At 42.3% G+C, this 12,725-nt stretch carries 10 protein-coding genes; all 10 read left to right on the top strand.

Features of this window, described 5'->3' with window-relative positions; genetic code table 11:
* The first annotated feature begins 134 nt into the window (after positions 1 to 134).
* The 10 genes from cgtA to cmk all read left to right on the top strand — a co-directional run bounded on the left by cgtA (position 135) and on the right by cmk (position 12,442).
* Positions 135 to 1,352 carry an Obg family GTPase CgtA gene (cgtA, locus tag JMY05_RS01920; RefSeq protein WP_055124422.1) on the top strand — a complete coding sequence of 406 codons (1,218 nt, stop codon included), beginning with the start codon at positions 135 to 137 and terminating at the stop codon, positions 1,350 to 1,352.
* 79 nt (positions 1,353 to 1,431) lie between these two features.
* A complete protein-coding gene (proB, locus tag JMY05_RS01925) occupies positions 1,432 to 2,604 on the top strand; it encodes a glutamate 5-kinase (protein WP_045445028.1) in 1,173 nt (390 codons plus the stop codon).
* A gap of 293 nt (positions 2,605 to 2,897) precedes the next feature.
* On the top strand, positions 2,898 to 4,034 hold the full coding sequence (gene hemE, locus JMY05_RS01930; RefSeq protein WP_045445031.1) for a uroporphyrinogen decarboxylase: 1,137 nt from the start codon (positions 2,898 to 2,900) through the stop codon (positions 4,032 to 4,034).
* A gap of 110 nt (positions 4,035 to 4,144) precedes the next feature.
* A complete protein-coding gene (gene argC, locus JMY05_RS01935) occupies positions 4,145 to 5,212 on the top strand; it encodes an N-acetyl-gamma-glutamyl-phosphate reductase (protein ID WP_045445034.1) in 1,068 nt (355 codons plus the stop codon).
* A gap of 101 nt (positions 5,213 to 5,313) precedes the next feature.
* Positions 5,314 to 6,180, top strand: a complete 867-nt coding sequence (locus tag JMY05_RS01940) for a hypothetical protein (RefSeq protein WP_045445038.1) — start codon at positions 5,314 to 5,316, stop codon at positions 6,178 to 6,180.
* A gap of 102 nt (positions 6,181 to 6,282) precedes the next feature.
* Positions 6,283 to 6,690, top strand: a complete 408-nt coding sequence (locus JMY05_RS01945) for an ATP-dependent Clp protease adaptor ClpS (RefSeq protein WP_201614033.1) — start codon at positions 6,283 to 6,285, stop codon at positions 6,688 to 6,690.
* Positions 6,691 to 7,412: 722 nt separating this feature from the next.
* Complete coding sequence (gene clpA, locus JMY05_RS01950; RefSeq protein ID WP_201614035.1) at positions 7,413 to 9,986, top strand: ATP-dependent Clp protease ATP-binding subunit ClpA; 2,574 nt, start codon at positions 7,413 to 7,415, stop codon at positions 9,984 to 9,986.
* A gap of 176 nt (positions 9,987 to 10,162) precedes the next feature.
* A complete protein-coding gene (locus JMY05_RS01955) occupies positions 10,163 to 10,900 on the top strand; it encodes a uracil-DNA glycosylase (RefSeq protein ID WP_045445044.1) in 738 nt (245 codons plus the stop codon).
* A gap of 12 nt (positions 10,901 to 10,912) precedes the next feature.
* Positions 10,913 to 11,488, top strand: coding sequence for a tRNA adenosine(34) deaminase TadA (gene tadA / locus JMY05_RS01960; RefSeq protein ID WP_201614037.1), 576 nt, complete (start codon positions 10,913 to 10,915; stop codon positions 11,486 to 11,488).
* Positions 11,489 to 11,659: 171 nt separating this feature from the next.
* Positions 11,660 to 12,442 (top strand): (d)CMP kinase, encoded by a 783-nt coding sequence (gene cmk / locus JMY05_RS01965; RefSeq protein ID WP_201614039.1) that lies wholly within the window; start codon positions 11,660 to 11,662, stop codon positions 12,440 to 12,442.
* Positions 12,443 to 12,725 lie beyond the last annotated feature (283 nt).

The raw sequence follows: 12,725 nt of genomic DNA on the forward strand, positions 1-12,725 counted from the left end.
GTCATAAATAAAGCAATGATATATAGCAACATAGACGTAAGTCTCCTATTTTTTAAAAGATACCTATAGGCAAAAGAAGCAGTATATGACTGCTATTGAGTCTATAAACTAGAGTGTAAATAAAGGAACGTAAGATGCGATTTATTGATGAAGCCGTCGTAACGGTAAAAGCAGGTGACGGTGGTAACGGAATCGCCAGTTTTCGCCGAGAAAAGTATGTCCCACGTGGTGGACCTGATGGTGGAGATGGTGGCAAGGGCGGAGATATTTACGTCATTGCAGAGGATAACACCAACACCCTAGTGGACTATCGTTATACCCGTCGTCACGATGCTATGCGAGCAGAGAATGGCCACAGTAGAAACTGTTCAGGCAAGGGCTCTGATGATTTGTTTTTACCAGTACCTATCGGTACCACGGTAGTTGATACCGAAACTGACGAAGTGTTGGGTGACTTGATTGAACTTGGTCAGACGTTACTGATTGCCAAAGGTGGTGATGGTGGTTTGGGCAATACCCATTTTAAGAGCTCTACCAACCAAGCACCGCGTAAATCGACGTCTGGTTTTGAAGGTGAGTTAAAAGTTCTTAAGTTTGAGCTAAAAGTTGTGGCTGATGTTGGCTTGATTGGTTTGCCTAATGCTGGTAAATCTACCTTTATTCGTCAAGTCTCTGCTGCTAGACCAAAAGTTGCTGACTATCCGTTTACCACCCTCGTTCCGAATCTAGGTGTGGTTGATATCGGTCGTCATCGCTCATTTGTGATGGCAGATATTCCAGGTTTGATCGAAGGTGCTTCAGAAGGTGCTGGACTTGGCATTCGTTTCTTAAAACATGTGGCTCGTACTCGTCGTCTGTTACATGTGGTTGATGTAAAGCCAATTGATGGCAGCGATCCGGTAGCCAACGCTCGTGTTATTTTGAATGAACTTGAGCGTTTTTCGCCTGAGTTATCCAACTTGCCCCAGATTTTGATATTAAACAAAATTGATCAGGTGCCTGACGAAGAGTTAGATGAGCTTTGTACTCATATTGTCGCCGAGCTTGATTGGACAGGCGATGTATTTCGCACGTCAACCTTAATGGGTGAAGGGACTGATGCAGTTAAATATCATTTAATGAATGAGATTGAGCTAGAGCGTGAGCGTGAACTAGAAGATCCTATCTTCGCTGAAGCACAAAGAACCCGTTTTGAGCGCTTAGAAGTAGAAGTACGTCTAAACACTGAGGCGCAGCGTGAAGCATATCGTGCGGCTCGTAAAGCGGCTCGCGAAGGTGTAGATTTAAGCGACGACGATGCTGATTTTGACGATGACGACGAAGATGGTGTTGAGGTCATTTATGTTCCTTAAGCTAACAGGCTTGAGCTGATATACTTGAATTTTTTAGATCAATCCCCGTAATCAATTCACATGAGAGACAGGAGTTTATATGGCAGGTGACATAGAAAACACGACCGAAGAAGCAAGGTTTATTAAACAAACTCGCAACTTTGATATTCAGCGCGTTATTGTCAAGATTGGCTCATCGTTGTTAACCAATAACGGTCGAGGGCTGGATCGAACTGCCATATACGAGTGGGCAAAGCAGATCGCTAAATTGCATAAGCAAGGCGTCGAAGTGCTACTGGTATCGTCAGGTGCCGTTGCTGAAGGTGTAGTACGAATGAACCTTGAGGAGCGCCCGAAGAAATTAGCAGCACTACAGGCCTGTGCTTCTATTGGTCAAATGGGTTTGATTGAAACGTGGTGGTCAGCATTAATTCAGCATGGTATTCAAAGCTCGCAGCTGCTACTAACACATGATGATTTGTCTAATCGTAGCCGTTATCTCAATACGACGGGCGCGTTGACACAATTACTAGAGTGGCGCGTGCTCCCAGTCATCAATGAAAATGATACCATTACCATTGATGAAATTAAATTTGGTGATAACGATACTTTGGGCGCGATGGCGGCGGCGATGGTCAATGCCGATTTATATATCATTTTGACTGATCAAGATGGGGTGTTTACGGACAACCCACGTGACAATCCTAATGCAAAAATGATTCGCCAAGAGCGTGCGATGGCGGATTACTTATTTGATATTGCAGGGGATGGTGGCAAGCTTGGTCGCGGCGGTATGCTGACCAAAATTCGCGCTGGTCGTCTTGCAGCGATGGGTGGTTGTCCAACCGTTATCGTGAGCGGTGCTATCGATGATGTTATTACTCGTGTGGTATCAGGCGAAGCGGTCGGTACTTTATTGACCACCAATGATCAAGACAAAATCATTGCACGCAAACAATGGCTTGCCGCACATTTACGTATGTCAGGCACTCTAATAGTCGATGCAGGCGCAGCAAAAGCAGTAGTCGAGCATCACAAGAGCTTGCTACCGGTCGGCGTTGTGGAAGTACGCGGTGATTTCGATGAAGGTGACGTGGTTGAGGTGGTACACCAAGATACGGGCGAGCGTTTAGCAGTTGGACAAGTGAACTTCTCATCTCGGGATGCTTGCCGAGTGGCTCGCGAGCGTACTGAACAGTTTGATAGAATTCTTGGTAATAATGAAGAGCGTGTGGTCATGGTACACCGTGATAATTTAGCGCTGACCATGTAGACCATTTATGGTATTCATCCGATTTCAAATATGAGCACGATATTATTGATTAAAGACTAACGGCAAATGACGCTCTAAAAAACACAAATATTTTTAATGATTATTGTTTTTATGATTGTTAACACGAGAGATATTAACCAATAAATTGTTATTAGCGAATATCTCATTATTTGTGGTTTTTTAGAATAGATTGTCGCTATCTAAACGTTTTAATATTCTTTTATTCAACTTATTTTATCCAGCACCGTATTCATTGATGATCATGAATGCGGTGTTGTTTTGGAGATTTGTACATGAGTGCTTCAGATAATAGTAACTCGATTCAGCAAGAATTTGCGCCTTTAAAGAACGACAGATTGTTACGGGCATTACGCTTTGAATCAATAGACACCACGCCAGTCTGGATGATGCGTCAAGCTGGTCGTTATTTACCAGAATATAAAGCCACTCGTGCAGAAGCGGGTGACTTTATGAGCCTGTGCAAAGATACGGACCGCGCCACTGAAGTCACTTTACAGCCACTACGCCGTTATGATTTAGATGCTGCTATCTTATTTAGTGATATTTTGACCATACCTGACGCTATGGGTCTAGGCTTATACTTTGAGGCGGGCGAAGGCCCTAAGTTTAAACATCCTATTCGTACGCAAGCAGACTTAGATAGATTGCCAGTACTTGAACCCAATGATTCTCTTGATTATGTCATGCGTGCGGTGACGAGCATCCGCAAAGCATTAAATGGTCAAGTGCCGTTATTTGGTTTCTCTGGTAGTCCATGGACATTGGCCACCTACATGATTGAAGGCGGCAGCTCAAAAGACTATCGTTATACTAAAGGGTTTTTGTATAGCAACCCTGATTTTTTGCATCAATTATTAGATAAATTAGCCACTTCTGTCATTGATTATCTAGATGCACAGGTGGTCGCTGGCGCTCAAATTCTACAGATTTTTGATAGTTGGGGCGGGGCGCTTGGCCATCGTCAGTTTATCGATTTTTCTCATGCTTATAATAAGCGTATTGTTGCTGAATTAAAAGTACGCCATCCGCAGATACCAGTGGTATTATTTACCAAAGGCGGTGGGTTATGGTTGGATGTGCAAGCAGATAGTCAAGCTGATGTTTTAGGGTTAGATTGGACGATGCCCATTGATCGTGCACGCCAAGTATTGGCTGAAAGTCAGCGTCAATTGACCAAACAGCACAAAAAACTACAGAGTAGTAAAGCCATTCAAGGCAACTTGGATCCAGCAACATTGTATGGTTCACCTGCGACGATTCGTGCTGAAGTAAATGCAATGCTTGATAGTGCTTATGCAAGCGGCGAAAAAACGGGTTATATAGCAAACTTAGGTCATGGTATTACGCAGTGGGTTAATCCTGACAATGCCAAAGTATTTATCGATGCGGTGCACGATTATAAAATCTAAAGCTGCTAGAATCCAAAAATGACAAAGTTCAGGTATATAAGCGAGCTTTCTATCTAAGATTTGTTTAACAAACACTGATATTTACCAAGTAAAATAAAAAGGAATATCTTATGATTTCAGCAGCGATTGTTGGTGGTACAGGTTATACGGGTATTGAGCTGATTCGCTTGTTATCTGCGCATCCTGAAGTATCTATTGATTTGCTAACCTCGCGTAGCGAAGCTGGTACACGCGCTGATGAGATATTTCCAAGCTTACGCGGTATATCAGATATTGTCTTTAGCGACTTGGGCGATGAGACGCTTGCAACGCTGCAAAAGTGTGATGTGGTCTTTTTTGCCACTCCACATGGCGTAGCGATGAAGCAAGCAGAGGCGCTAACGCAAGCCGGTGTGAAAGTCATTGATTTGGCTGCTGATTTTCGTTTGCAGTCACTGTCCGATTTTGAACACTGGTATCAGCAGTCGCATGCCTGTCCTGAGCTACTAAAGACAGCTGTCTATGGTTTACCTGAAGTGAATCGAGATAAACTTGCCACTGCTTTAGTCGTCGGTAATCCGGGTTGTTATCCGACTACCGCTATTTTGGGTTTGAAACCAATAATCGATATGCAAAATAAGCAAGCAGAGAAATTGGTGGAATCACGCATTGTTATCGATGCAAAGTCTGGTGTTTCTGGCGCTGGTCGCCAAGCTTCACTTGCGCTTAATTATGCTGAAACTACTGATAACTTTAAAGCTTATAGCGTTGAAGGACATCGTCACCTGCCCGAGATTGAGCAAGGCGTAGCGCAGTTATTAGACAGCCAGTTCACCCATCGCATTCGTTTTTTACCGCACCTTGTGCCGATGATACGTGGCATGCTGAGCTCTATTCATCTTGAGCTGACGGATGTGGGTGCCGCTATTGATTGGCAGCAGATATTTGAAACATGCTATGAATCAGAAGCGTTTATTGATGTCATGCCAAAAGGTATTTATCCAGATACCCGTAGTGTCCGCGCCAGCAACCGTTTACGCATTGCTGTGCATCAAAACAATGAACGGGCTGAATTAACAGTGATTGTCGTACAAGACAATTTGGTAAAAGGCGCTGCAGGACAAGCGGTACAAAATATGAATGTCATGTTCGGATTCGATGAAACAATGGGTCTAAACTTTGCACCTATTGTTCCGTAGCAGATGTTTAGCTGTGGTCAAATCATTCACATTTATGGTGCTAGGTATTGATTATAAATTCCGCTATAATATTGCCATTACTGTTAAGAGATATTGTCTAAATGCGTGTCAAGCTTGTACGACGCTTTTGCTCACAGCCCGCACTTTCATCGTGCAAAGACTCTGATTTGTATCATTTAGAGCGTAGTCCGCATTCTCTTAAAACCAATGCTAGTTCAGTAACTAAGGTAGGTGGTACCCAACAAGGGGCATCCACATTGGTGTTGGCTCTCTTTGTCGTTGTCATATTGGTGACTGCCATTGTTGGATTGATATTCGGTCATAAATTAGGATATCAGCGTGGCTTTCATTCTATGCAAACTGAAACCAAGCAAGCGATGATCAATAGCACTGAGGCAACAGAAGCGCTGGAAGATTTACGTCTTAGTCATAAAATAGCGGCCAATCAAGCCGCTACTGCTAAGCAGGAGCTGGCGATTAGCTTGGCAAACATCAAAGAGTTGCGTGAAAACCAGCAAGAATTAACGGTTGAGAATAGACAAGTTTCTCAACTGAATGAATTATATGCTGATGTCCTTCGTGACAAAGGCGGCATGCCTCTACAGGTAATAGCGGCAAAGATTGAGCCATTACCTGAAAATGCCTTCGAATATGGTTTCGATATAGGCATGCTTGCTAGCGATGGCAAAGCCAAACGCCTAAAGCCAACGTTGACGTTGCTCAATGACGATGATTTTGTAGAGGTGCCGCTAGATCCTCCAGTTTATACTATTGAAGGTATCGTTCGTATTCGTGGTCGTTTCATGATGCCATCAGGCTTTAAACCGTTACAAGTCAAACTTAGCTTACAAGCTGGCGGGCAACAAGTGGAGCAGCTCTATGATTGGAAGCTTGGCGACCGAGTGGATAATATGCCGCTATCACTTTTAGATTTACCTGAAGTCGACGAAAGTCCGATTGAGCCTTAATCTATTCATATTTAAGAGCGCTATAATAAGCATTGCATTTGCCAACCTCTGTTAGCGCTCTTTATTCTGTTATAAATATAACCATTAATTTGTATGCCAATTATGATAAAACAAACCCTATTGCAAGCGTTGCCAACTGTTGCTGATTGGCACTTTCCAACCATACCTGCTCATCGTGCACAAGATGGCGATACGGACGGCGAGACCTCGCCACAAGCAGATGTATTGGTAGCAGAGCCAGAAGTGGCTAAGCCGCCTATGTATGCAGTCGTTATGTATAATGATAATTATACGCCGATGGAGTTCGTCGTTTATATTTTGCAGTCCGAATTTCGTCATAGTATGGATTCGGCAGTCGAAGTTATGCTGACGATTCATAACAGTAGCAAAGGCATTGCTGGTATCTATCCTAAAGATATCGCTGAGACCAAAGCCAAAAAGGTAAACAGTCTGGCATATCGTGAAGGCTATCCATTATTGACCCAGATTGAGCCACATCAAGGCGAATAAGGAAATAGCGTAAACATGAATTTAAAGTTTTATCTTCTTTTCGTGCTTCTATCTTATTATTTTCAATGGTTTTATCGTTTAGAAACCCTTTCAAGCTCTAAAAACCGCTCATTGTGAGCTTGATAGGTACTCTGTATCCAAGCAGTCACTCATAAATTCCTTATTATAAAAATGTCCTAACCTTGATTTTTCTTTAATATACCCTTATCTATACTAAGTCATCACATCAAACAGCTGTCTAAATTTTATAGAAATGATTGCTGCACTCGTATCATTTTCTAGTCATCCTATTAACTTGAATTTTTCTATAATTTAATCAGTTGATGGCTTAAAAAAGTCACTTGTATCCTTCACTCTCTCATTTATTATTCTATTACCCATTTCTCCTTTATTTGCTCAGCTTTTGAAGCTTTCATGCTATTTCTTTACTATAAATATTGATGCGCAGTACGCCTTGATACATTTTAGTCTGTGTTAATAGATTGACTCTTCTTAAGTATCGTGTTGAGATAAAGAAAAGCAAGTATGAGTGATCAAAACGCTTAATTGGTGATAAGTAGATAGCACTGCTACTTGAGTAATACATGGTCAATATCATTTAGCGCAGTCTTTTGATAATACAGATTTAGCCCTTGAACAATCCATCTGTCGCCCTGATTTACTTACTAACTCATTCATAAAGCTATCAATTATAAAGATAGGTATAACCGTAGGAAGTCGTTATGTTAAGTCGTCATCTTGAAGTTTCTTTGCGTTTAGCAATGACACTTGCGCGCCAAAAATCGCATGAGTACCTCACTGTTGAGCATCTATTATTGGCGTTATTAGAGAATACTCACGCTGCCAATACATTAACTGCCTGTAATGCTAATGTTTCAACGCTGCGCACCGAGTTAGAAGCTTATATCAATAAGCATACGCCAACGGTAGACGCAGACACCGAGCAGTCACCGCAGCCAACCCAAAGCTTTGATCGTATTCTACAGCGTGCTATTTTCCATGTACAATCTATTGGTGGTGGTCGCCTTGTTGAAGGCTCAGACATCCTAGTGTCTATGTTTTCAGAGCACGATACTTATGCCGTTTATTTGCTCAAAAAGCAGGGTATTAGTCGTCTTGAGTTAACCCAATACTTATCACATGGTCAAGATAAAGACGAGCCATCCGAGCCACGTGCTTCTATGACGGGCGAACGCCGTAGTGCCTCAGAAAAAACCAGTAAAGATCCCTTGGTTGAGTTTGCGACCAACCTGAACCAGCGTGCGGCTGAAGGTAAGACCGATCCGTTAATTGGACGTGGCTCTGAAATTGAGCGCGCCGCGCAAGTACTGTGTCGTCGCCGTAAAAATAACCCGTTATTGGTTGGTGAGCCTGGCGTCGGTAAGACCTCTATCGCTGAAGGCTTGGCGTGGTTGATTATTAATGATAAAGCACCGAAACCATTGAATGGCTGCGTGATTTATAGCCTTGATATTGGCTCATTAATCGCTGGTACTAAATACCGTGGTGATTTCGAAAAACGCATGAAGTCGCTGCTTGATGCGCTAAAGAAAAAGCCCAATGCGATCTTGTTTATTGATGAGATTCATATGATTATTGGCGCAGGGTCGTCAATGAGTAGCAATATGGACGTATCAAACTTGATTAAGCCAGCACTTGCTAATGGTGAGCTGCGCTGTATCGGCTCAACTACCTTTACCGAATACCGTCAAGTGTTTGAAAAAGACCATGCACTGTCACGTCGTTTCCAGAAGATTGATGTCAAAGAGCCGAGTGTCGACGATACAATTGATATTTTGCGCGGTCTGAAGCCTCGTTATGAGGAATTTCATAACGTCGAATATACCGATGAAGCGTTGGTCACCGCCGTTCAATTATCTGCTAAGCATATTCACGAGCGTTTCTTACCAGATAAAGCGATTGATGTGATTGACGAAGCAGGTGCCTATAAGCGTTTAGGCGTGATTCCTGATGCTGATGATATTGATGCAGAAGAAAGCTTCATTGCGGATATAGAGCAAGATTTTGATGCTCAAATTGATGCTGATGTTGAGGGTCTCGATGGCGACACGTATAGCGATAGCGAAATGCAGGATGAAGCACAAACTGCAAAAGCCAATGATCGTGCCAAATCGTTCAGTGATTCAAAAAGTGCCAAAGCTAAGAAAAACCCACCGATGAAAATCGATGTGGCAGATATTGAAGCGATTGTTGCCAAGCTTGCACGTATCCCCCCCAAGTCAGTATCAAGTGATGATAAGAGTATTCTTCAGCACTTAGATCGTGATCTTAAACACTTAGTGTTTGGTCAAGATGAGGCAATTGAAACCTTAGCCGATGCCATTAAGCTATCGCGTGCCGGTCTCAAAGCACCAGATAAGCCAATTGGTTCCTTCATGTTTGCCGGTCCTACTGGGGTGGGTAAAACCGAAGTTTCACGTCAATTGGCAAATTTGTTAGGCGTAGAACTGGTTCGTTTTGATATGTCAGAATATATGGAAGCCCATACCGCATCGCGTTTAATTGGTGCGCCTCCTGGCTATGTCGGTTATGATCAAGGTGGTTTGTTGACTGAAAAAATCAATCAACATCCACATTGTGTGTTATTGCTTGATGAGATTGAAAAAGCCCATCCTGATGTCTTCAACTTGTTACTGCAAGTCATGGATCATGGTACGTTGACTGATAACAATGGTCGTGTGGCTATCTTTAAGCAAGTCATTGTGATTATGACGACCAACGTCGGTGCTGATAGTATTAGCCGCTCTTCAATGGGCTTTACTCAGCAAGACCATAGCCGTGATAATACGGAGTCGCTCAAACGTGTCTTTACGCCAGAGTTCCGTAATCGTCTAGATGCCATCATCCAATTTAACCCATTAGATACCTCCGTGGTGGTATCTGTGGTTGATAAATTCTTGGTTGAGCTACAAGTCCAGCTTGATGATAAACAAGTCACCTTAGAGATTGATGACGAAGTACGCGATTACTTGGCTAACAAAGGCTATGATCGCCTAATGGGTGCACGCCCAATGCAGCGTCTGATTCAAGATGAGATCAAAAAGTCACTGGCAAGTATGATTTTGTTTGGTGATTTGGTCAATGGCGGGGTAGTACATCTCACCTTAGAGCCTGAAGCTAATGATGAGCAAGATGGTGATTCCGTTAAGCTTGATAAGTACAGTGGTAAGACGGATTATAAGTCTACAGATAAAGGATCAGCAGATAGTCGTATTATCTTGACGGTCGTTGAGACTCATGAGCCACATCCAGACTCTGAGTCACTCGCCAGCTAAGTTTTTGCTACTAATGTAATAACAACGGTTACCATGTTACTGTGGTAGCCGTTTTTTTATTGCTATAATTCATAACAAAACCAACGTATGAAATTACGAGCTCTCATGTGCGAGATTAGTTCATGCATCATTACCCGATATTTATCTAATTAATAACAAATATAACAGGACATACTATGGAATTATTCGATGAACAAACACCAAAAACGCCAGTGCAAAAACAAGCAATTTTAGACAATGTGCGCTTGCCAGAAGATTGGAAAACGGCGTTAGCAGACGAGTTAACTTCTAACAATATGGACGACTTGCGTGCGTTTTTAAAAGAAGCCTATCAATCAGAAAATAGTATCTATCCGCCAGCACCTTTAATATTTAATGCGTTAAACCTGACCCCTTTATCACAAGTTAAAGTAGTGATACTAGGTCAAGATCCTTATCATGGGCCAGGGCAGGCAATGGGCTTATCGTTTTCAGTGCCCAAAGCCATTCCAAAGCCACCCTCACTTAATAATTTGTTAAAAGAGATGGCGAGTGACGTTGGTATCGCACCTTCAAAACATGGCGACCTGACTTACTGGGCGCAGCAAGGAGTTTTACTATTAAATAGTTCTCTGACCGTGCGAGAAAGTGAGCCAAATAGTCATCAAAATAAAGGTTGGGAGCAGTTTACCGATGCGGTGATTGATGTGGTTAATGAACAAACAGAACATACCGTATTTATATTGTGGGGCAGTAAAGCACAGAAAAAAGGCAAATATATCAATACTGATAAGCATCTTATTCTCACCGCTGTACACCCATCACCACTTGCTGCCAATCGTGGTGGATTCTTTGGTTCCAAGCCGTTTTCTAAGACCAATGATTATCTGGTACAGTATGGGCAAACGCCTATCGATTGGCAATTACCGCAATAGTTGTCAAAATAAATGAAACATAAACAAAATATAAGCTTGAAGCCACATCCAACCGCAAATAGCCAGTTAGTTATTGAAGATATGCAAGCCAGCGCATTTTGGTCACTTCAAGATATGAGCTGGATGAAAATAGCTCTTAAACTTGCTAGGCAAGGTGCTGAGCGTGGAGAAGTGCCGGTAGGAGCGATACTGGTACACGATCAGCAGATTATTGGTCAAGGATTCAATGAGCCAATTGGTCGTCACGATGCGACCGCTCATGCCGAGATTGTCGCATTAAGAGAAGCGTGTGCGCGCTTAAAAAACTATCGTTTACCATTACAGACAACGTTATACGTTACCTTAGAGCCTTGTACGATGTGTATCGGAGCGCTCATTCATGCGCGGGTAGATAGATTGGTTTATGCAGCAAGCGAGCCACGAGCGGGTATGGTTGGTAGTCAGATAAATTTACCGATACAACCTTTTTATAATCATGCTATCGAAGTACATAATGGCTTATGTCGTGAGCATAGTAGCCAGATGCTTAAGACCTTTTTCCGTGAACGACGAAAAGCGGCAAAAAAGAAAGACAATATAAGCAATTAACAAGATATCAGTCTTGCTGCTAGTGATGGGTAGGTTTCTTTGCTATAATATCGCCCTATTTGATGACGAAATGATGAATTAATTGTCAAGCGTTTGATAAATAAGTAAATATTATTCTGCAGCTAGCATGCACTAAGCCGTATCAGTATCGTCTACTATTAAGTGAGTATTATGACCGTTTCTACAGCTGATAACGCTATACTTGATAACTTTGGTGCTGGCAGTAATGATAACCAAGCGCCATTGTTGCGCTACCCAGTTATCTGCATTGATGGACCAAGTGGGGCAGGTAAAGGTACGGTCACGTGGCGTTTAGCCCAAGCATTGAATTATCAACTGCTAGATTCAGGTGCTTTGTATCGTATCGTTGGACTCAAAGCATTTGAAGCGGGATTAGTTGCGGCAGACGGAAGCCATGCCATTGACGAGATGGTTGTATTAGCATTAACGCAGCGCCTAGAGATTGCTTTTGTACCTAACAATGCATCAGGACGTGTTGATATTTTAGTGAATGGTGAAGCGGTTGGTGAGCAGGTTCGTAATGAAACCGTGGGCGGCTATGCATCACAAATAGCAGTATTTCCAAAAGTTCGTCAAGCATTACTAAAGTTGCAACAAGATATGGCAACTCGTTCTGGATTGGTCGCTGATGGTCGCGATATGGGAACGGTGGTGTTCCCAGATGCGGATGTAAAAGTGTATTTGACTGCCAGTGCTGAAGCGCGTGCCGAGCGCCGCGTAACACAGTTAATAAATGCTGGTCAGACGGCAGATTTTGACGCGATTTTAGCGACGATTAAAGCTCGTGATGATCGTGATGAGAATCGAGCGACTGCACCATCAAAGCCTGCAGAAGATGCTCTACTACTAGATAGCTCTAACTTAGATGCTGATGAAGTTTATGCACAAGTGAAAAGACATTGTCAGGATAAAGGTATTTTCTTTAATAGTTAATAAAAACAAGTTAGTAAGTATGAAAAAGTTTCCTATACGCTTGATTTTAGTATAAAATCACAGTAGTAGATGCTAATAATCTCTAGAGAGTGATAAAAATATTCTTTCTAAATCATAGAGATTTAAAAGTATAAGGCATTGCAATATAAGACAGTTGTTGCTAGTGAGTTTAATAAGTTATGTGCTTACTAACAACAAACGTTTTTATATATGATTGTATGGGATATAAAACCAGTATTCTCGTTTTATGCAATCATAAATTTGATCCGTACTGTGCTGGACA

The organism is Psychrobacter sp. JCM 18902 (assembly GCF_904846615.1).
GTDB lineage: Bacteria > Pseudomonadota > Gammaproteobacteria > Pseudomonadales > Moraxellaceae > Psychrobacter.